The organism is Dyadobacter sp. HNCC25DJ184, from assembly GCF_056895215.1.
Genome location: NZ_JBXHAQ010000001.1, coordinates 115,905 through 138,635, shown reverse-complemented (window position 1 = coordinate 138,635; position 22,731 = coordinate 115,905). Strand labels below are relative to the sequence as shown.

General features: G+C 41.7%; 15 protein-coding genes and 1 other RNA gene. 8 read left to right on the top strand and 8 right to left on the bottom strand.

Going from position 1 to position 22,731, the window contains the following annotated elements:
- Positions 1-207 precede the first annotated feature (207 nt).
- Positions 208-3,018, top strand: a complete 2,811-nt coding sequence (locus tag AC1XUD_RS00525) for a M16 family metallopeptidase (protein ID WP_483358976.1) — start codon at positions 208-210, stop codon at positions 3,016-3,018.
- A gap of 120 nt (positions 3,019-3,138) precedes the next feature.
- Here AC1XUD_RS00525 and AC1XUD_RS00520 read toward each other — a convergent pair whose 3' ends face one another.
- Together AC1XUD_RS00520 and AC1XUD_RS00515 are read right to left on the bottom strand one after the other, a co-directional pair.
- A complete protein-coding gene (locus tag AC1XUD_RS00520) occupies positions 3,139-3,378 on the bottom strand; it encodes a DUF3820 family protein (protein ID WP_483358975.1) in 240 nt (79 codons plus the stop codon).
- A gap of 158 nt (positions 3,379-3,536) precedes the next feature.
- Complete coding sequence (locus tag AC1XUD_RS00515; RefSeq protein ID WP_483358974.1) at positions 3,537-5,012, bottom strand: nicotinate phosphoribosyltransferase; 1,476 nt, start codon at positions 5,010-5,012, stop codon at positions 3,537-3,539.
- Between the two features lie 352 nt (positions 5,013-5,364).
- Between AC1XUD_RS00515 and AC1XUD_RS00510 the strand changes: the two genes are divergently transcribed.
- Complete coding sequence (locus tag AC1XUD_RS00510) at positions 5,365-7,800, top strand: TonB-dependent receptor (RefSeq protein WP_483358973.1); 2,436 nt, start codon at positions 5,365-5,367, stop codon at positions 7,798-7,800.
- A gap of 123 nt (positions 7,801-7,923) precedes the next feature.
- Here AC1XUD_RS00510 and AC1XUD_RS00505 read toward each other — a convergent pair whose 3' ends face one another.
- A complete protein-coding gene (locus tag AC1XUD_RS00505) occupies positions 7,924-9,114 on the bottom strand; it encodes a phosphoglycerate kinase (protein ID WP_483358972.1) in 1,191 nt (396 codons plus the stop codon).
- Positions 9,115-9,401: 287 nt separating this feature from the next.
- Between AC1XUD_RS00505 and AC1XUD_RS00500 the strand changes: the two genes are divergently transcribed.
- Positions 9,402-11,156 carry a VRR-NUC domain-containing protein gene (locus AC1XUD_RS00500; protein WP_483358971.1) on the top strand — a complete coding sequence of 585 codons (1,755 nt, stop codon included), beginning with the start codon at positions 9,402-9,404 and terminating at the stop codon, positions 11,154-11,156.
- A 183-nt stretch (positions 11,157-11,339) separates the two neighbouring features.
- On the opposite strand, the gene AC1XUD_RS00495 is transcribed toward AC1XUD_RS00500, so the two are convergent.
- The gene (locus tag AC1XUD_RS00495; protein ID WP_483358970.1) at positions 11,340-12,152 is read right to left on the bottom strand and encodes an endonuclease/exonuclease/phosphatase family protein; all 813 of its coding nucleotides are present in this window, start codon (positions 12,150-12,152) and stop codon (positions 11,340-11,342) included.
- A 153-nt stretch (positions 12,153-12,305) separates the two neighbouring features.
- On the opposite strand from AC1XUD_RS00495, the gene AC1XUD_RS00490 reads away from it, so the two are divergent.
- From AC1XUD_RS00490 to AC1XUD_RS00480, 3 genes are all read left to right on the top strand, one after another.
- Positions 12,306-13,625, top strand: a complete 1,320-nt coding sequence (locus AC1XUD_RS00490; RefSeq protein ID WP_483358969.1) for a M16 family metallopeptidase — start codon at positions 12,306-12,308, stop codon at positions 13,623-13,625.
- A gap of 41 nt (positions 13,626-13,666) precedes the next feature.
- On the top strand, positions 13,667-15,043 hold the full coding sequence (locus tag AC1XUD_RS00485) for a M16 family metallopeptidase (RefSeq protein WP_483358968.1): 1,377 nt from the start codon (positions 13,667-13,669) through the stop codon (positions 15,041-15,043).
- A gap of 73 nt (positions 15,044-15,116) precedes the next feature.
- On the top strand, positions 15,117-15,974 hold the full coding sequence (locus AC1XUD_RS00480) for a sugar phosphate isomerase/epimerase family protein (RefSeq protein WP_483358967.1): 858 nt from the start codon (positions 15,117-15,119) through the stop codon (positions 15,972-15,974).
- 373 nt (positions 15,975-16,347) lie between these two features.
- Here the strand turns inward: AC1XUD_RS00480 and AC1XUD_RS00475 are convergent, their stop codons facing one another.
- On the bottom strand, positions 16,348-16,701 hold the full coding sequence (locus AC1XUD_RS00475) for an ArsC family reductase (RefSeq protein WP_483358966.1): 354 nt from the start codon (positions 16,699-16,701) through the stop codon (positions 16,348-16,350).
- A gap of 106 nt (positions 16,702-16,807) precedes the next feature.
- Complete coding sequence (locus AC1XUD_RS00470; RefSeq protein WP_483358965.1) at positions 16,808-18,208, bottom strand: dicarboxylate/amino acid:cation symporter; 1,401 nt, start codon at positions 18,206-18,208, stop codon at positions 16,808-16,810.
- 366 nt (positions 18,209-18,574) lie between these two features.
- Between AC1XUD_RS00470 and AC1XUD_RS00465 the strand changes: the two genes are divergently transcribed.
- Positions 18,575-19,429: a universal stress protein gene (locus AC1XUD_RS00465; RefSeq protein ID WP_483358964.1), complete on the top strand. Its 855-nt coding sequence runs from the start codon at positions 18,575-18,577 to the stop codon at positions 19,427-19,429.
- A gap of 4 nt (positions 19,430-19,433) precedes the next feature.
- The gene (gene corA, locus AC1XUD_RS00460) at positions 19,434-20,558 is read left to right on the top strand and encodes a magnesium/cobalt transporter CorA (RefSeq protein ID WP_483358963.1); all 1,125 of its coding nucleotides are present in this window, start codon (positions 19,434-19,436) and stop codon (positions 20,556-20,558) included.
- Positions 20,559-20,637: 79 nt separating this feature from the next.
- Here corA and AC1XUD_RS00455 read toward each other — a convergent pair whose 3' ends face one another.
- Together AC1XUD_RS00455 and rnpB are read right to left on the bottom strand one after the other, a co-directional pair.
- Positions 20,638-22,158, bottom strand: coding sequence for an OmpA family protein (locus AC1XUD_RS00455; protein ID WP_483358962.1), 1,521 nt, complete (start codon positions 22,156-22,158; stop codon positions 20,638-20,640).
- A 54-nt stretch (positions 22,159-22,212) separates the two neighbouring features.
- Positions 22,213-22,626, bottom strand: an RNA gene (gene rnpB, locus AC1XUD_RS00450) — RNase P RNA component class A.
- Positions 22,627-22,731 lie beyond the last annotated feature (105 nt).

The window sequence follows — 22,731 nt, the reverse complement described above, 5'->3', positions numbered from 1 at the left end:
GTTGTTCCCTAAGCTGCACTTTGTTATTTAGCAAGATGCCAGTTGGTATATTCAACATAGGTCTTTGATTATCAACTCAAAATCATTGTTCGTCGTTGGCTAAAATCAAATATCCACAATCTGCTTATATCTAAAGATTTCACCTCCATTATTGTAAAAGGATACAATTACCATAACTTTCGTTATTAAACCATTTCACTAACAAGCATGATAAATAGAATCCTCTCGCTATATGGAGTTGGCCTGTGCCTCACACTTTCCATACATCTGAACGCCCAGGACCTGGCTACGCAAAAAGTCCCTTTGGATCCCTCAGTTAAAGTCGGAAAACTTAAAAACGGACTTACATATTATATCAGGAAAAACGAGGAGCCAAAAAAACGCGCAGAATTGAGGCTTGCTCTAAAAGTTGGATCCGTACTCGAAACTGACGCCCAGCAAGGACTAGCGCATTTTATGGAACATATGGACTTCAACGGTACCAAACATTTTCCCAAAAATGAACTTGTCAACTTCCTCCAAAAAACGGGCGTCCGCTTTGGTGCTGACCTAAATGCGCATACTGGGTTTGACGAAACAGTGTATGAACTTCCAATCCCGACAGATTCTGCAGGGTTACTTACAAAAGGTCTTTTGGTATTGGAAGATTGGGCGAGCGGTGCTCTGCTTGATCCCACAGAAATCGATAAAGAAAGAGGTGTGGTATTGGAAGAATCCCGGATGGGACGTGGCGCCCAGCAGCGGATGCGTGACAAATATTTTAAAATGATATTGAACAACTCCCGTTATGCGGAGCGTCTGCCCATTGGGAAAGACAGCATCTTGAAATCCTTCAAACCTGAAGTACTCAAAGCATTTTATAAAGATTGGTATCGCCCTGATCTGACTGCGGTAATCGCCGTTGGTGACTTCGACGTTGCAGAAGTAGAAGCCACCATCATTAAGAATTTTGGTGCTATTCCTGCACCGGTAAAACCAAAAAAACGCACGGAATATACCATTCCGCTTGACGGCTCAACCCGTATCGCCATTGTGACCGATCCGGAATTTCCGCAGAATGTAATACAACTCATCTATAAGCAGCCGGCGAAAAAGGAGAAAACATTGCTGGACGTTCGCAATAATATTGGGCAGGGATTATTCAATGCAATGATAGGTCAGCGAATGCAGGAACTTACCCAAAAGGCGAACCCTCCATTTTTATACGGCGGAAGTCAATACGGTGATTTCCTGTCTGATCTTGATGCATATATGTCCTTTGCCGTAGCGAAAGATCCGGGATCTGTAAAAACCGCACTCGAAGCTGTGTTGGCAGAAAATGCCCGGGTTGAGAAATTTGGATTCACGCAGCCAGAGCTAGATCGCGCAAAAAAGGATTTCCTGAATGGCTTAGAACAAGCGTATAAAGAACGTGACAAAACCAAATCGGTAGCATATGTTCAGGAGTATCTCAATAATTTTCTTCATGACCAGCCTTTCATGGGGATTGAGGCGTATTTTGAGTTTGTAAAGAAGAATATTGACGGTGTAACCTTGCAGGAAATAAATGCCTTGCCTAAAAAATATATCACGGACAAAAACCGCGCTGTGGTGATTATGGGACCGGAAAAAAGCAAGGACACTATGATTACAGAGCCGGAAGTACAAGCACTTCTCGCCAACGCAGGCAAAGGTGTTACTGCTTACGTTGATGATGTATTGGATACTCCATTGCTTAAGTCTGAACCCAAAGCCGGAAAGGTAGTTAGCGAAAAATCGTCTCCAAAACTGGGAATGACAGAGCTGACACTTTCCAACGGCGTTAAGGTAATGTTGAAACCAACGGACTTTAAAAATGACGAAATTCTTATCAAAGCAACAGGAAAGGGAGGTTATTCGCTTTTTGCTGATGAACGTGAAACCGGGATGTTCAGCAGCTATTTGCTTCAGTCAGGCGGCGTGGGGCCTTATACTCAAACCCAACTTCAAAAATATCTGGCTGGTAAAACAGTTGGCGTAGATCCGTATATCGGTGAGCTGTCAGAAGGAATTGAAGGAAGTACCAATCCAAAGGATCTTGAAACAACCTTGCAGCTTCTTTATGCCTACTTTACCGAACCAAGAAAAGACCAGGAGGTTGTTGCTGGAATTCTGAGCAATCAAAAATCTTATCTGGAAAATGCAAAGAAAACCTCGACGCCGGAAAAGGTATTTTCTGACTCTCTCAATGCAGTCCTGACTAATAATAGCCCGCTGCGGAAACCGCTTACTCCTGAAAGCGTTGATAAAGTCAATCTGGACAGAGCTGTGGATATTTACAAAGATCGGTTTTCTGATGCTTCTGATTTCGTTTTTACCATAGTTGGTGCATTTAAAATAGAAGAAATAAAACCGCTTTTGGAAAAATATCTGGGTGGATTACCCTCTACTGATCGTGATGATACCTACAAACATCCGAATATATTCCCACCTAAAGGACATATAACAAAAACGATCTACAAGGGCCTGGAACCGAAAAGCCAGGTATCACTTATTATAAGTGGCGAGTACGATTACAATCCTGAAAACAATATTCAGATCGAAGCTTTGCAGGAAGTTTTACAAATTAAGCTGATTGAAGCACTGCGTGAAGAAGAAAGTGGGGTATATGGTGTTCGGGTCTCGGAAAGCACTGACAAATTTCCCTCGGGGCATTTCCGTTTTTCAATAGGGTTTGGCTGTGGTCCGGAAAACGTTGACAAATTGATTAAACGTACTCAATCCGAAATAACCAAAATCAAACAAAACGGAGCTGATCCTAAGGATATCGAAAAGTTTGTTGCCGAAACAAAACGTAAGCTCGACGTTGCTGAAAAAACAAACGACTTCTGGGTTAACTATCTGGACGACAACACTTTTTTAGGTGACGATCTGGAAGAGATTTTCAAAGAAGATGAGTTACTAAAATCCATAACGGTACAGAGCACAAAGGCGGCTGCCAATAAATATTTCAACGAAGAAAACTTTATTCAGGCGGTTTTAATGCCGGAGAAGAAGTAGCCGTCGGCGGTTAGAAAAAATCGCCTTACCAATAATATACTTGATTACATTAGATATTTTTTTTCATATCTAGAAGAGCTCAACTCCCCGGACTTGCAGATGGTTGGTTCGGGGAGTTGCTTATTTGCAGTATATCTTTTTAAGGGCGTCGATCAGAAACATCAGATCGTTCAACCTGATTTCATACATGGTTGTCAGTAGCATACCCAATTTTCCATCTGGCATCCCCTTCGCGACAAACCATTCCAGATATGATACCGGCAAATCAGTAATCAACCAATCTTTATATTTCCCAAAAGGCATCCGGTATACTATCAGTTCTTTGAGGATTTCTGGATTGGGCTTTAATATATCTTTCATTTAGCTATTAGATTTTAGGGATTAGGGATTAGTTATGAGAGAATTTGGTGCACTTGAGACGACGGAAATCAACGGCAAATCATGCCCTCAGACATACCAGGTTTTCAAAACTTCGCAAGTCTTTCAACGCGCCACTCTTTCGAAATCCACACATTGTCTCAATCCGCCTCCCAATCACTTCCTCTTAATTTTACAATTAATGCGGTCTTTAGGTCAAATAGTTTTTTCTCCAAACCAACCGGATACGTGTGCGGGTTAACGAACCTTTTGATGCCCTTGTGAAACATAGCCAGCTGTTGCTGAACACGCTTTCTGCTTTCATATATAGACGGCAGGGTGTGTACCAATTTCCCTTTCAGGAAAACGGGCACCAACAAATCCTCGTATTCATCTGATTCTGAAAAAGACCTGTTTCGTGTAAAGTCGTAAGGATCGAACATGGTTGTTTTTTCTTCCAGGACGTCCTCGACATTATAGATCATATCTGATATGAAACCGTCCCTGGTCTTGAATCTTCTTACCTGTTGAATCCCTGGCGTGGACACTTTGATAGACTGCTCTGACAATTTCAATTTATAATCCCACTCCCCCTTTTCGTCCCGAATCGCTGACAATTTAAAAACTCCTCCCAAGGCTGGCTGATCGTAGGCTGTCACAAGCTTTGTACCTATTCCCCATATATTGATTTTGGCTCCCTGGATTTTCAAGCTATCCATGATATACTCGTCCAGGTCATTGCTGGCCACTATACTCGTCTTTTGAAAACCAGCCTGATCCAGTAATTTCCTTGCTTCGATACTTAGGTACGCCAAATCTCCTGAGTCCAGTCTGATCGCTGATAAGTCGTGTCCTTCCTCGCGCAGCTTTTTGCCGGTCTCGATGGCATGATGAACTCCTTTCAAGGAATCATAGGTATCGACCAGCAGGGTGACGTTATTGGGCATATATCGCGCATACGTATCAAAAGCTTCCTGCTCAGAGTCAAAAGACATCACCCAACTATGAGCATGGGTTCCCTTCACGGGGATGCCATATAGTTTGCCTGCAAGCACGTTAGAAGTCGCATCAAAACCTCCGATAAAAGCCGCTCGGCTTGCGGTCATCCCGCCGTCCGGCCCTTGCGCTCTTCGTAATCCAAATTCCAAAAGTTGATCATCCTTGGCCACTAATCGCATTCGAGCTGCCTTAGTAGCAATCAACGATTGAAAATTGAGCAGATTCAGCAATGGAGTCTCCAGCAATTGACATTGCAAAATAGGCCCTTGAATCCTCAATAAAGGTTCATTTGGAAAGACGGCTGTACCCTCAGGCACCGCATCAACACTGCACCTGAACTCAATCTTTTTAAGATATTCCAGAAATTCAGTTTCGAACAGGGGTGATCCGTCTTGTCCTTTTAACGATCCGATATACTCAAGATCATTTTCATCAAAACGGTATTCGTTCAAATAATCAATTACGCTGCTTAGCCCGCAGGCAATTGTAAATCCGCCATGGAAAGGATGCTTTCTAAAATACAGATTGAAAACCGCTTCCTGCTCCGCCTTGCCAGACTTCCAGTATCCATATGCCATTGTTAACTGGTACAGGTCCGTTAACAAGCCAAGTGAAGTGTCGTATAGTTGATGAATCATTTGAAATTATATAATAAAGTATGACAGTTCTAGATAGCAAAATTTTAGTTGTTATACTACATAAAAATTGTGATCAAATCTGTCAAAATAGCAAATCAGGCAAGTTTTCGATCAAAAAGAATATGTTTTCCATCCCATATCAAAAAGATAAATCACACTTTTTTTAGTTTTCGATGCAACGTGTCCCCCACTTTTTGTATCTGTTCTCCATAAAACGCACACTTAATCCATTCATAAAGCAAACAAACCACTTATGTAATCTAAGGTTCTAGGTATAACAAAGTACTTAACTTTGCACTGTACCAAAAAAGGAAAACCTGTATTACTGATCTAATTAATTTACCTATTAGCCATGAAATCTTTACTAATAATGACTGTAGCATTGCTACTGACGAGCCCTATTGCGTTCGGTCAGACCTCAAAAGGACGGGTCACCGGCTCCATTTTGGATGAAAAGCAACAGTCATTCCCATTCGTTAACGTTCTACTGCTCGCATCTAAGGATTCATCGCTGGTAAAGGGTGCCACTACCGACGAAAGCGGAAAATTTCTCATTGATAATATTTCCAACGGCAAATATCGCATTCAAATCTCAATGATTGGGTATGCAAAACAATTCAGTGACGAAATTACACTTGATGGTAACGCGATAAATCTGCCAGTTTTCAACCTAAAACCTGACGTTCAGTCTCTTGGAGAAGTTACGGTTGTTACAAAAAAACCATTCATAGAACAGGAAATTGACCGGACGGTCGTCAATGTTGAAAACAGTATCGTTTCGGCGGGAGCCACAGCTCTTGAAGTTCTTGAACGCGCTCCGGGCGTGACCGTTGATCAGCAAAATGAACAATTGAAATTACGCGGAAAAGCTGGTGTAATCGTTCAAATCGATGGAAAACAGACATATTTATCTCAACAGGAAGTTATTAATCTACTAAGAAATACGCCGAGCGATAACATTGAAAAAATAGAATTGATCACGAACCCTTCGTCAAAGTACGACGCAGCAGGAAACTCAGGGATCATCAATATTAAAATGAAACGCAACAAGAATTATGGCACCAACGGAAACCTAAATCTTGGAGCCGCATATGCAAAATTCGGACGTACAAACGGCACAGCGACGATCAACCACAGGGAAGGAAAACTAAGTTCATTCGCTACGGCTGGTGTGTTCTTGAACAAAGGGTTTAACGACAACAATATATACCGGACGATCCCATATGAAGACAAAGTGACCATTTTTGATCAAAGATCACATCGCATAAACAAGTCTGAGTACTATAGCTTTCGGACAGGTCTGGATTATTCTGCTACGGAAAAAACTACCATTGGAGTATTGGTTTCAGGATTCTATAATAGTTGGGGAAATCCATTCGGCCAAACGAACACGGATATCATGGATCAGAATCTGAAGGTAACCGAAAGGTTCAGAACAGATATTAACAACAGCGGAAAAATGTATAACCTGACTTCCAATGTTAACCTCAAGCACCAATTTGACGACAAAGGAAAAGAATTGACTTTTGATGCTGACTACGTAACCTATGACCGCAAAAACAATAGTGCGCTGACGACCAACTACTACTATCCTTCCGGCGAGCAGAAAGGCAACACCGAGTCCATTCGTAACAATATGCCCTCGACTATCAACATTTTCGTTTCGAAAGCCGACTATACACAACCGCTCTGGAAAGGAAAAATGGAAACTGGCTTGAAAACTAGCTTTGTAAAATCTGACAACAATATGGTGTTCGAAACCAAAGAAGACGACTGGCAGATTGACCCTTCGCGCTCAAATCAGTTTAAGTATACCGAAAACGTTAATGCAGCCTACTTGAATTATAGCGGAAGCATCAGCAAAAAAATCAAGTATCAAGCCGGTTTGCGTGCAGAGCATACCCATTCGATTGGGAATTCTGTAACACTGGATCAGATCCGCGACAGAAATTACATTAATCTGTTTCCAAGTATATTCCTGTCCAACCAGCTGGATACCAACAATACAATCAACTTATCATATAGCCGAAGAATCGATCGTCCGAATTACCAGTCACTCAACCCATTTGAATATTATCTGGATCCTTACACGTTTCAGAGAGGGAATCCAAACCTGAAACCACAGTATACCAACTCGTTTCAACTGGTGCACGTATACAAAAATATGTTGAATACAACGCTTGCATATAGTCGAGTGAAGGATATGATCGCAGATGAGTTGCCACGACAAATTGCATCCGAAAACAAGACATATGTAACATCAGACAACCTTGATCATCAGGACAATGTCAGCCTGACTGTTTCGATGCCAATTCCGGTTCGGAAGTGGTGGAATATCCAGACCAACTTCAGCGGGATATACAACCGCTACCAGTCGATTTACCTGGACGCACCGTTGAAGATCAGTCAATTTAGCTGGAATATGTATGCCAACAGCCAGTTTACATTAAAAAAGGGATGGTCTGCCGAAATCTCAGGCTGGTACAATAGCCGGGCATATTACGGATTATATGCTGCCAAGCCAATGGGCATGCTGAATGCCGGTTTGCAAAAGAATATCTGGAACAAAAAAGGATCCATTCGCTTCAATGTGAACGACATCTTCTGGACCAACCGATTTAATGGAACGGCGATATATAAAGACATTGATTTTCGTGTAAAAGCGCAATGGCCCAGCCGCCAGTTTCGCATCACGTTCACTTACAACTTTGGTAATCAGAACGTAAAAGGAGCGCGTCAAAGAAATACCGGATCCGACGATTTGCAAAAACGTGCGGGCGGCAATTAAGTATAGCTGGCTTAAAACTGCTTTGGTATACTAAGGAAAATAAATTAGTTAGGTTTGTTATACAGAAAACCCATTCCACGTTTGCGGAATGGGTTTCTTATTTAATGCTATATCAAACTCTAATTATGCCTGCAAAGCTGCAACGCCCGGCAGCACCTTACCTTCCATATATTCAAGCAAAGCACCACCACCTGTTGAAACGTAGCTAACTCTGTCGCCATAACCTGCATTGTTGATCGCAGAAGCGGAGTCTCCTCCACCGATCAATGAAAATGCATCGTTATTTTCAGTAGCAGCCACTACAGTTTCAGCAACAGCGTTGGTTCCCTGAGCAAAATTCGGGAATTCAAAAACACCCATCGGACCATTCCAGAGAATAGTCTTGGAAGATGCCAGTATATCTGAAAACAATTTGATGGTCTCTGGTCCGATATCCAGTCCTTCCCAGCCATCAGGAATCTCCCCAGCAGCAACTACCTCACGAGCAGCGTCGTTGCTAAATTTATCCGCGATAACAGTATCAACCGGCAATACAAGGTTCACTCCTTTTTCTTTTGCCTTAGCAACAAGTTCAAGAGTTAATTCCTGCTTATCCGCCTCACACAAAGAATTACCGATTTTTCCACCAGTTGCCTTCGAGAAGGTATATGACATGCCGCCACCAATGATCAGGTTATCAACCGTATCCAGTAAACGTTCGATAATCAAAATCTTGTCAGAGATTTTCGCTCCACCCATTATTGCCGTGAAAGGTCGTTCAGAATGCTGAAGAAGTCTTTCTGCATTGTCGAGTTCAGCCTGCATCACATATCCGCAAACTTTATCTTTGAAGAACTTCCCGATGACAGCGGTTGAAGCATGCGCGCGGTGTGCGGTTCCGAAAGCATCCATAACCCATACATCACCTAATTTCGCCAATTTCTCAGCGAACTCTTCATTTCCTTTTTCTTCTTCCTTATAAAAACGAAGATTTTCCAATAACAAAACTTCCCCTGGTTGCAAGCCCGCTGCCAATTCTGTGGCCTGAGCACCAATACAGTCGTCCGCAAACTTTACCGTTTTTCCCAATATGAGAGAAAGCGGGTTTACAAGATGTTTCAAAGAATACTTTTCAGTTGGACCATCCTTAGGACGACCAAGATGTGACATAAGGATTACGGATCCTCCATCACTTAAAATTTTACTGATTGTCGGTATTGTGGCACGGATCCTCGTGTCGTCGGTAATTTCAAACTTGTCATTCAAAGGCACGTTAAAATCAACGCGAACCAGTGCTTTTTTTCCGGAAAAATTGTAAGAATCTAATGTTGTCATGGGCTCGTAAAGTTGTTATCCATAGAAAACAAATGTAATTTAAATCTTGGTAAGATACTACCAAAACGAGGAAAGCACGAAATAACACTAAGTTAAATACAATTTTCTCCGAATATAATTTTATACAACGGAATAATCACGATATGGATGGTTGACATTTTAACAAATCTTCAAATTCAATCCTGCGCAGTGTTGAACTGACTCAAAATATCATCGGGTCGATATAGATATTTCATCAATCAATTTTCACTTTCTGTAAAATCAGAGTTTCTTTATAACTTTCACCAATGGTAAGTGACGCTGCAAATATTGATCAGAATACAGAGTTCCCTACGGATCTGCCTCCGAAATACTATCACTCCTATTTCGGCGATGTTCTGGGTTTTGTAAGAAAGAGATATGAACCTCTTCTCACGGAAAACGAACGGAATTTCCTAAATGCATATGCCGGGCTTTCCGAAAATGCACAATGTTTATTCATCCGGTTTAGTAACAGGCGGAAGTCATTTTTCAGAACACAAACGGTCGCATATAAAGAAATTGAAGACATTCCGGCCGCCCTTCAGGAGCTGGATTCCGAACGCTTCATTGAAATACTGAATCCGGATCATACCGAAAGGCTAAGCGAAGTAATCGACCTGTTCACGAAGGAGGAACTTTTGCAGATCACCCGAAGTCTTGAACCCGATATACTTCCGGCCAAAAGCATCAAAAAGCCTGATCTGGTCAGGTGGCTCCTTTTTGAGTATGATTTCGAAAAGCTTTCAAATGTTCTTTTGGAGAAAGAGCCAGTCGTGAAGGTGAGTTACGAAGTGGAGGTCATGATGATGAAGTTTTTGTTTTTTGGAAACCGATATGCAGATATGACCGAATTCGTTGTGCGCGATCTTGGCCACGTTCGTTTTCAGTCATTTAACGAAGACGATATGACGGCCCGCTTCGAAAGCCGGAAGGATATAGAGGACGCTCTGGTAATATCATTGATGAAGGAAGCCTTTTACGTCTATCAATCCGAATTACCGCCTGAGGAGGTATATGACTGGTTTATGAACTGGCGCAGCGGGGAAGGTAGCAAAATAGGAAATAAGGCATTCCCCTCTCTCCAAAGATTTACGCTGAAAGTTGCGGCCTGGCTGGAGAAGAAAAAAATGCTTTCTCAAGCCTTAGGGGTATATCAATTGACCAACGAAGTTCCATCGAGGGAAAGACGGGTGAGATTATTGTCAAATTTGGGTGAAACCGACGAAGCCATCGCGCTTTGCGATGAAATCATCGAAAATCCAAAAAATGCAGAAGAACGTTTCTTCAGCCTCGATTTTAAGGAGAAAATACTCAATAAGAAAAAACGGACCGTAAAACGTACCACGCAGGCTCTTAAAGCCGCAGAAACCATAGAAGTTCCTGTTTCCTTTCGCAACAGAGTTGAGTTAGGGGCTATTGAATATTTCCGTGAACAGGGATATGAAGCTTTTTTCAGTGAAAACGAACCCTGGAGGAGCTTATTCGGACTGTTGTTTTGGGATATCATATATGACACAAATGTCCAGGCCATTCATAATCCGTTGCAACGGGCACCGTCTGACTTTTTTCTGCCGGACTTTTATATTAAAAGAGCCCCTCAATTTGCAGACAGGATTAAAAATGCAACTTCGAGGGATATTATTGATGAATTGATTAGCAAAACATATCGCGACAAATTCGGAATGACCAACGTTCTGGTTTCGTGGTATGAGGGTTCTCTGGATCGTGTTAAGGCTTTTGTCAAATCGCTGGATCCAGACCAGATCCACCAGGTGATGCAGGAAATATCCTTCAATATGCGCGAGAATACGCGAGGTTTTCCTGATTTGTTCATATATAAAGATGATGAGTATTCATTTATCGAGATCAAATCGCCAACGGATCACCTGTCTTCGCAACAGCTTCATTGGCAGCATTTCTTCGAACAAATCGGGATTCGGAGTAAGATTGTGAGGGTTAAATGGGGGGAAGAAAGGGAGGATGGACGAAAGGAGGAAGTAGGAGGTGAGGTAAATTTGTGATCAAGGACAAAGGGTTAACGGATAATCGGTTAATGGTTAACGGGCGGACTTTTTCAACCTCATGGCTTTGTTTGACTTATGGGCTTTGAGTTCGCAATTGATCTAATACAAAAGCTGTTTCCGCTTAAAATCAGCATTTTCTAATATTTTGCGGAGACAGCTTTTGACTTATCTGAAACTAGATTATAAATTCACTTCAATCTCGGAAATCACCGGTAGATGATCTGAGGCATATTTTTCTTCCACAACTCTCGTCGATTTCACTTTAAAGGGGTCCCCTTTTTTGAACATGATAAAGTCGATGGTCTTATTCGGTTTTTCTACAGGGATCGTCCAACCACAGTCATTTAAACAAGTTCGCTGAAAATATTGGTCGAGATACTTGATCGGTTCGCTGTCTGGCACCGCATTGAAATCACCACCCAAAATCATTGGAAATTGCGTGTTCCCAAATTCCTTAACAATTTTTTCTGACTGCAGCAATCGGTTCGGTTCTTTCAAACCAAGGTGTGTACTCGCAAATATTATGTTTTTCTTACCCGGCAGTTGAATAGTAACCGCTGCAATTGTACGTTGCTCCTCCGGCTTATCAGCATGAATCGGCAGGCCATACCGCACGGAATCAACAATCGGATATTTGGACAAAACGGCCACACCATAATCTCCACCCTGATGGTCGATGGCTTTGGAGAAATAATAATGCATTCCGGTCATGTCTGCCAACATTTTTGCTTGGTTATTCCCTTTACCAGATCTTTCTGTATTGACATCCACTTCTTGCAAAGCCACCAAATCCGCCTTTTCGCGAATAATTACATCTGCAATTGCCTTTACGTCAATTTTGTCCCCAGCTGACGGAGGATTACAATGATGCAGGTTATAAGTCATTACCCTGATTGTCTGTTTTTTAGCCGGTAACATTTCAGCCGAAAAAACGGTTTGGGTCAATAAAATTGAAAACAGAATAATGGAAAACTGAATTTTACTTCTTTTCATTGTTACAGGTTTTAGGTTTAGTCAAGCATCAAAAATAGTATAAAGCGCCCAAAACTGTCTGTACAGAAGTAATTTCTTAACATCCCGATTATGAAATATCCAAAATAGTTTAGTCTTTTTAGTATCATTACCAGTCTCTTTAATCAGTACTTCATGAAATTTAAGCAACTCTTTTTAGGCATCGCTTTATTGACGGCGGGGGCGAGTATAGCGCAAACTAAGCCAGAAGATGTCAAAACATTTACGCTCGGCAACGGGATGAAGTTTTTGGTATTGGAAGATCACTCGATACCCACCGCCAATATGTACCTTTTTTGGAAAGTCGGTTCCAGAAATGAAGTTCACGGTATAACTGGCCTTTCTCACTTTTTTGAGCATATGATGTTCAATGGCTCCAAAAATTATGGTCCCAAACAGTTTGACCGGGTTATGGAAGCCAACGGCGGTTCAAACAACGCTTATACCACCTCCAATGTGACGGTATACACCGACTGGTTCCAAAAAGATGCGCTGGAAACTATCTTCAAACTGGAGGCAGACCGGATTGCCGCGCTCAGCATAGATCCGAAAATGGTTGAAAGTGAACGAGGGGTGGTATTGTCTGAAAGAAGCACGTCTTTGGAAAATAGTAATGAGGAAAGTATTGGTGAGCTTGTGAGATCTGCTGCTTTTAAGGAGCATCCATATATGTTCCCCGTCATCGGATTTGAATCGGATATTAAAAGCTGGACCCAACAGGATTTGGAAAAATATTTTAATACCTATTATTCTCCCAACAATGCCACTGTCGTGATTACCGGAGACATCACTTTTGATCAGGTCAAGAAATTGGCTGAGCAATATATGGCACCGATTCCTTCCCGTGGACTTCCGCCTACAATTCGCACGATTGAGCCTCCCCAAAACGGCGAAAAGCGTGTTACTACTTATAAGGATATCACCACGCCGAATATCCAGCTATCCTACCATATCCCGCAAACCAACCATGAAGACCATTATGCGCTGGAGCTGTTGAGCAGTATTCTCACTTCCGGAAATTCTTCCCGGCTCGTCAGATCGTTGGTGATGGATAGCACAATTGCATCCAGGGTCTATACATTTACGGATAATACATTCGATCCTGATCTGTTTACTATTTACGCGGTCGCAGGCGACAGTATATCCGCACCTGATTTGGAAAAAGCCATTTTGGAACAAATTGATAAGATTATTAAAGATGGTATTACGGACAAGGAACTCCAAAAAGTGAAGAATCAAAAGCTGATGGAATTATATCATTCACTGGAAACCATCAATGGTAAAGCGGAAAGTCTGGGCACATATGAGGTATTCTTTGGTGACTATAAAAAGGTGTTTGAGGCACCATCGCTATATGAAAAAGTAACCACAGATGATATCAAACGTGTCGCCAAAAAAAATTTCACCGAACGAAACCGGACGGTAGGGTATCTTTTACCAGACAAACAAGACTAGCTGTCCTTCTCAACTTTCGCCCAAAAACAACATCGATTTCAATGAAAAAAGTAATATATATCCTGTTCACACTAGTCACATCCCTGGCAACTGCTCAGAATAATTTTAAAGTTCCAAAATTTGAAAAATTTCAGTTGCCCAACGGTCTGACCATCTACCTGATGGAGCAACACGAAGTTCCGTTGATAAACGTATCTGCCGTATTTGATGCCGGCAGTATTTACGATGGGCAATCATATGGTTTGGCCAGTATGACCGCCGATGCGCTTTTGTTTGGAACGAAGAAATACACCAAAAGTGAGATTGAGGAAATTTCAGATTTTGCGGGTGCAAATATCAGTACATATGCAGGAAAAGAAAGTGCAGGACTGTTTGCGTCCTTTGGTGTAAAAGATCAGGACAAACTTTTGGATATCATTCAACAAGTGCTCATCTTTCCCGTCTTTGATAATCTGGAATATGAGAAGCATAAACAGCGCACCCTGCTTGAACTTGCGCAAATAAAAGAAAGTCCCCGGTCTGTAATCGGAAACTACTTCAATTCATTTGTATTCAATACATTTCCTTATGCCACGCCCAGTACCGGAACGCGAACCACGGTTGAAAAAATAAGCAGTGCCAATTGCCGGGAATATTATGAAAGCCAGTATACAACCGGGAAAGGCGCCCTTGTGGTCGTAGGCGATTTCAAAACGCCTGAAATGAAAAAGAAAATAACCTCGCTTTTTGGCGGTTGGAAGACGAAAACTGCGAGAATGTATAAACGGCAGGCTCCAAACCTTGAGTTTGACAAAAGCAGAGTACTCCTCGTCAACAAGGAAGACGCCACTGAAACTACCTTTCTAATCGGTGGAAAAGGTATTGATTACAATTCGCCCGACTATGTACCGGTATTGGTCATCAACACAATTCTAGGCGGCCGCTTCACCTCATGGCTGAATGATGCGCTTCGGGTGAATTCTGGACTGACATATGGTGCGCAAAGTCAGTTCAATCGCTACAAATACGCTGGAACATTTTTGATCAGTACTTTTACTAAAAACTCATCTACCGTGCCTGCAATCGATATGGCAGTGTCGGTGCTTGACAGCCTTCACAAATCTGGTGTGGATGAGCCCACGCTTGCGTCAGCCAAAGCTTATGTAAAAGGTGACTTCCCCCCTAATTACGAGTCTTCGGGAAGTCTGGCCTCACTCATCTCAGAAATGTTTGTATATGGTTTTGATGAGAATTTTATCAACAGTTTTCAAAGCAAAGTTGACAATATGACATTGATTGAATCGAAAAGGATTATTGAGGAGTATTTCCCTAAAAACAATCTACAGTTTGTTTTGATAGGCAAATCGTCTGAAATTAAAGATACGGTGGCAAAATATGGCGAGATCACCGAAAAGCAGATTAAGGACGACGGATACTAAAATAAGATCAATAGTAATTTCAACAGTCTTCAGACTTTCATTGAAGATGATTTAATGGATACTCATAAGATATATGAAAACAAACCTATTGAAGCTTATTTGCCTGGTGCTATTTCTTTCGTTTCAGCAAAAAGCAATAGCACAGAAAGGAGCTATTTACACTAATACGCTTGGTCTGCAAGCATATACATTCCGTGGCAGCTGGCCAAAAGGAATTGAAGCGACTCTTGACACAATCCAGTCGCTGGGGATCAAGGAAATGGAAGGTGGGCCTATCAAGGGCATGACAACCGAAGAACTTCGGAAACAACTTGACAAGAGAGGTATTTCGATGCCATCGATTGGAGCGGGCTATGAAGCATTAATGGCCAATCCGGAGCAAACGATAAAGGATGCAAAAATTCTAGGCGCCAAATATGTAATGGTAGCCTGGATACCTCACAAAGGAGCTTTTAGTCTTGAAACAGCAAAACAGGCAGCCGCTGATTTTAACAAAGCAGGAAAAATTCTGCACGAAAATGGAATCACCCTATGCTACCACAATCATGGTTATGAATTTGAACCTTACGAAGACGGTACGTTATTCGATTACCTGGCAAAAAATACGGATCCGAAATATGTCTCTTTCGAAATGGATATGCTCTGGACTTTTTTTCCTGGTCAGGATCCTGTCAAATTGCTGAACAAATATGGCAGTCGCTGGAAGCTGATGCACTTAAAAGACCTAAAAAAAGGCGTAACGGGAAATCTCTCCGGTGGAACCCCTACCACAAACGACGTTGCCTTGGGTACAGGACAAATTGATATTGCAGCTGTTCTGAAAGCCGCAAAAAAAGCAGGGATAAAGCATTATTTTATTGAAGATGAAAGCCCATCCTATCTGAAACAAATTCCTCAGACCATTGCATATATCAAAGGCTTGAAAGAATAACTTTTTCTAAGCTACAAGGAAATAACCCTCTGTCCGCTACTAATACCTTAGTAGTCAGAGGGTTTGTTTTTATTCTAACGAAGCTACTGCTCAACAAACCACCAAAAACAGGAAACTTCTTTATGTTTCTTTTCAAATCATTGTGACCCTCCAACCAAATCACTGTCTAAAAGCTATAAAAAGAACATATATAAGCTTTACACACACTAACTTTTATCATACACTTCATCAACATTGCTTTCACACTATACACACGAAGATTAACAATTACACACACTCCATCAATTCAATTGAAAATCAAAAAATCCTGGCGGTTCTCGTCAGGATTTTTTGATTCAGCAAATGAATGTTATCGATATTCACTCAAAGTGCGCTAAGAAAAGATTTCAACATATGCTTTTGAATTGAATCCCAGTGCGACAACTTTTCCATTTTCATCTTCAATTAACGGACGCTTCACTACTGAATTCTTCTCAACCACCAACGGAATTGCACTTGCTCCGTCTGTTACTTTGTTCTTTTCTTCATCTGGAAGATCTTTCCAGGTTGTACTCGCCTTATTCACAACTTTGTCCCAAGGCAACTGTTCAACCCAGGATTTTACCTTCTCCGGCGACACACCTTCCGTTTTATAATTGTGAAAAGAATATTCGACTCCTCTTTCGTTCAACCATGTACGTGCCTTCTTCACTGTATCACAGTTTGGTATTCCATAAACAATAAACATATTGAGTTATTAGTATTTAGCTGCCAGCCGTTAGTTTCTTTTGATATACCACATCACCGCTTAGCAGCTGTTGAATTTTGAATCGATTTTCGAAGAGATGACAAATTTAAACTCCTGCGGGTTCCTGATGCGCGGTAACCAAATCAGAATTCTGCATTTTCTCGTCGTCCAATTCTCCTTCCCAGCGGGCTACGACAGCTGTTGCCAGACAGTTTCCGGTAACATTAATTGAAGTACGGGCCATATCCATAAGTTCGTCGATACCCATAATAAGAAGAACAGGCCATTCGGGCATACCAAAATTGGCGATAGCTCCCAGCAATATTACCAAAGTCGCCCTAGGAATTCCGGCAACTCCCTTACTGGTCAACATCAATAAAAACACCATCGATATCTGCTGACCGACGGACATTTCTGTACCCGTCGCCTGTGCAACAAACACAGTGGCCAGTGCCAGATACAATGTTGAACCATCAAGATTAAAGCTATATCCTGTCGGCATCACAAACGAAACTATCTGACGTGGAACACCGAACTTCTCCATCTTCTCCATAGCCTTCGGCAAAGCGGATTCTGAACTGGTAGTAGCAAACGCGATAGATACCGGCTCAAAAATGGCCTTCGCAAATTTGATAATTGGAATACGTGCGATTAAGGCTATCGGTACGAAAATGACCAACACAAAAACGATAAGCGCGCAATATAGTGTCGCGAGTAAAAGTGCTAGATTTCTCAGAATATCAATACCCATGTGCCCAACTGTTTCCGCGATCGCGGCACCAACACCAATAGGTGCGAAAAGCATAATGATCTTCGTGAATTTAAACATCACCTCCGCCAGAAGCTCTACCCCACCCACAAATTTCTGTTTCTTCTCAGCGGGCAAAAGTGCCAAACTAATCCCGAAGAGTACACTGAAAACCACGATCTGAAGTACCTCTCCATGATATATCGACTTGGCAATATTTTCCGGAAAAGAATGTAATATAATTTCCTGCCATGTTTGATTGACAGTTTGAGGAAGCACTGCATTCAATGCCGCAGGTGGAATTATACCGACGCCAGGCTTAAACCAATTGGCGAAAATCAATCCGATAATTAGTGCAAAAGTGGTCACTACCTCGAAATACAACAACGACTTCCAACCCATTCTTCCCACCTGTTTGAGGTCTGAATGCCCGGCAATACCGGTCACCAAAGTAGCAAACAACAACGGCGCAATGACAGTCTTGATCATTTGCAGAAAGATCTGTCTCAGGAAGTGTATTTCCTTGCCAATCTGGGGGAAATCATAGCCTATCTCGGTGCCAACCAACATCGATATCAAAATAGATGTGGTGAGATTTCTTTTAAGAACTGCAAAAAAGATCAACCCAGCTAGCGCCAACCATCTCAAACTCAATAATAAAGTTTCTGACAGACTAATAACGCCGTAGGAATTGAGAACAGTCGCAATTGCGGCTATAGTAACCAGGACAATATTAACAATGGTAATTTTACTCTTCATAGATGAGAATGTAAGGGAAATACAATTTGTAACGGTAAACTTATAAAAAAACCCGTTAAAGACGGCAACTTAAAACTACAGGAAATTATCAAAAGTCAAAATAATCTTATGAGATGTACTTATTGATTATATTTTTATACTACAATAAGAGAATATCTTAGAACAATCAACTGTTTATTGGAAATTTACAGATTATCCTGTAATTACTAAAAAACGTCCATACTCCCGAAGAGCCAGAACTTGCGGGTACTATATGTAACTGATCCAAAGAGAACGATTATCCTATATTTTGGCGCGATTAATAATTATATTGTGTGGAATAAAATTTGCCTCTCACATCCAAATTTGAATAACGCAAGTGCACTCATGAAAAAGATACTAATCCCGATCGATTTCTCTGAAAATGCTGATAAAGCAATCCAAGCTTCCAAAATTCTGGCTAGAAAGTTCGATAGTGAGCTATTTGTGCTCCATGCATACCAGCCATATATTGCAGATGCGAATCTAATGACTGGCAACATTTTACCCGGAATCGGAGGTCCGGATTTTATGTCTCTCACGCTTGACCTTGAAAAGGAGGCCAGGCAACAGCTTGACCAACTTGTCTCCAATATTGAAGCAGAGGGCATTCGGGCCAGAGCACTTTGGTATCCAGGTGGCGTAAAAAGTTCGGTAGATCATGCCGTATCAGAGCTTCATCCAGATCTGATTGTTATTGGAAGGACTGGCGAAGGTGGCTTCTTGGACAAACTCATTGGAAGCACAGCAACTGGCATTGCCCTACATTCCGAATGCCCTGTCCTGGTTATCCCACCCAACGCATTGCCGACCTCCTTCTCGCAAATTGTATATGCTACTCAATTGGAGTATCCGGAAAACAATATTCTCCGTGAGGTGATTTCCTTTGGATCCACCCTTGGTTCAAATATTAAATTCTTGAAAGTTGAAAGTCGGACCCAACCCAATATTCAACCTGACAATCAATTTTTAAGTGAACTCAAGGAGGAATTCGATTTGCTTGAAGATGCGTTTGTTTTCCGTGAAGCCCTACATGTCATCGATGGAATTGAGGCATATTGTGACGAGGTAAAGGCGGATCTGCTGGTTGTGTCTTCAAGAGAAAGGTCATTTTTAGAAGAGCACCTTATCAATCCAGGGCTTACAAAAAAACTTGTGGTAGATACCCACGTTCCTTTACTCGTGTATCATCTTAAACAGTAGCGTATTGAAAAGTAATCATTCAGATCATAAAAAGGGAGAATCGAAGTCTTTTCGAAAAATGCGAAGCGGGCAACGTAAAAACCTGCTCACTTCGCCTGGTACTGTAACCTATATCGGCCCTGATATACAACTGCATACCAAAATTCAGAAGATCAGTTATAACGATACTTATTTTAATAGTGAACCAGTTAAGACGCTACCGGACTGCCTTCCTGTCACGGGTGGAGACCGGAAAATTACCTGGCTCGATGTAGATGGCATTCATGAAACTGGACTAATCGAAAAGATAGGAAAGCTCTACAACCTCCACTCGCTTCTTCTGGAAGATGTGGTGAACACTGAACATAAACCTAAACTTGATATTTACGAAGACAGGGGGCTGATTTTCCTGACGATGAAAATGCTTCATATCAATGACGAAATGCCTGTGCACATTACCAGTGAACACGTAAGCTTCGTTTTGGGTGAAAACTTTGTTATCTCATTTCAAGAGGAGTTAAGTACCGACATCTTCCTGCCCGTATTAACGCGACTACAAACGACTGTTGGAAAAACCCGTCGAAACAACGCCGACTACCTGCTTTTTGCATTAATGGACACAATTATAGACAACTACTTTTTGGTTCTTGAGAAATTGCAGGATCAAATGGATGATATCGAAGATACCATTCTGAGCGGGCGAAATAAGCTGTCACTACCCGACCTATATTCCGTGAAGCGAGAGTTTACCCACATGCGAAGGCTTGTGTTACCATTGAGAGAAATGGTCAATCAGTTAATTCGGCAGGATGATTTGTTGATTAGCAGTGAGGTCGTTCCCTATTACAGGGATTTATATGATCATGTTTTGCAAATCACCGATACAATAGATTCTTATCGTGAAATCATGGCCAGCCTGGCAGACGTCCATTTGTCAACGATCAGTAATAGGATGAACTCAGTTATGAAGACATTGACCATCTTCTCGGCTATTTTCATGCCTTTGACGTTTGTGGTGGGTGTATATGGTATGAATTTTGACAATATGCCCGAACTCCACTGGCACTACGGATATTTTTATACCCTCGGATTTATGGTATTAATCACCATCGGGATGATCATATACTTCAGACGAAAGAACTGGGTCTGAAGTTATTAATTAAAGTATAAAAGCGAAGGGCTTGTTTCACATAGAAACAAGCCCTTCGCTTTTATAAATCGTTTGAAGTTTAGTTACGGAATCCAGCCGGATAGTTCGAACGAAGTGAGTTATCAGGCAATATCTTGATTTCAACACGACGGTTTGATTGTAAACCTTCAACAGTTGTATTGTCAGCTATTGGCTTCAACTCTCCGAAATATTCAACTACGATACGGCTTGGATCTTGAAGACCGGCTCTGATCAGGAATCTCTTAGCAGAATCAACACGACGACGAGAAAGAGCTGCGTTATATGAGTCTGAAGCTCTTGCATCTGTGTGCCCAACAAGAACGATACGGCAGTTAACACGCATGTTCAATAGCTCAACCACTTTGCTCAAAGTTTCTTTCGAAGGATCACGAATAATTGCTTTGTCAGTATCGAATTCGATGTTACTGAACAATGCCTCACATTCGTCTTTAGGCAAGTTGTTTTTGATCGCGTCTCTGATGATCTTATCCAAGTCCATTGCAACACCACCACCTGATACTACGCTTCCAATTGGAGTGTTTGGTTCTTTGTCAAACAAGTCGGCAACACCATCACCGTCAGTATCAGTGTAAAGTCTTGGGTCAACGGCTTTCGGCATATTCGCTTTAGCGATTGAATCAGCATCGTCCATTGTAGGATTGTACGGAGCAATAATCAATTGCTTAGGATCAGCCCAACGCAGGTGATAACGTCCGCTTGCCGGATCATACTTACCATCTTTCGCTCTTACAGCGTTCTTGCCAAGTTTATAAGTCAAAGCAACTCCAACAAAACCCCATCCGTCATTTTTGGAATCACTTTTCGCGAAAGTCCAAATATTTGCCTGAGACTTGTAGTCAGTTCTGTCTCCAACTGTCAGATCAAGCTTGTCACTATTAACGAAGTTGTAAACAAAGTCTACACCAAGATCAAATCGGGGAGATAGTTCGTAGTGAACGGCAAGCCCTGTCGGAACAACCCATTCCCTTGTGTAAGTTGAACCATCGCGATCCCAGCTTCCAGCAGTTTTTGTACTACCCTCAGTGTTAGTAGATAAAGGCCACTGCGTATTAAAGTCAGGGCTCTGAGGGTTAATGTTGGTAGATTTCAGGTCAGTATGGAAATACATAATCCCAAATCCTGCGTGTGCGTCAAACTTCCATCTTCTTAACTTGTTGTAACCGAACAACAATCGGTTCAAATTAACTGTCCCATCAAGGGTTGCCTGAACAAACGATGGACTATTAAAAGAAACTTTGTAAGTCTCTCCCGAAAGCACACTGTAATGACTTTGTTTGGATCCTTGCAACTGACCGTTATAACCAGTCAATTGAATACCAAAAATAGGAGAAAGTTGCTTGTTAATTGAGATACCCCACCCACCTGTCAACTTCTCATTCTCTCCAAGCTTGAAATCGTATTCTTTTATATCACCGAAGAATTTGGTAATCCCTCCATAACCGGTAATGGACCAGGTGTTCATTTTGGTTGGTCCGTCATAACTCCGGTTTTGTGCCGACGTTTTAAAACTCGAAAGGGATAAGCAAATTAAAGCAACGTAAAGATTCTTTTTCTTCATGGGAAACACCAGTTATGTGATTCAAATTTTCACTTGTATTGATTAAAATTCAGACAAAAGGTTAAGCCTGTAAGCCGGATTCTGTTCTCTGTCTAAAACTTTCATTTCTTAAAGAGTTCTATCATTTATCCAGGACCTTAGTCGCCCAAGGTCTCTAACGATCTACCCGTGTTGCAGTCTCTTTTCAGAAACGGAGGCGAGTAACCCCGCTGACAACACCTATTTGATCTTTCAGCCCGTAAGGTTTACAATGCACTACCAGTTACCTGGAAGCCGGTGGGCTCTTACTCCACCTTTTCACCCTTACCTGTCATATAAAAAACATGCCAGGCGGTATACTTTCTGTTGCACTTGCTGTCAGCAATCCGTCGCCAAATTACTGCCTTCCCGTTAGGAAGTACGGTACTCTATGCTGTCCGGACTTTCCTCCCCGGCATTTTAGCCGCGGCGATAGAATGGCCCGAACCCTTCGCCTGAGCACAAATCTAAGAAATACTTTTCTTTGAATTGCCGTACATGCACACAAAATACAAAAAAATGTAACCAAAGAAGGAATCCATTCAATAAATATTC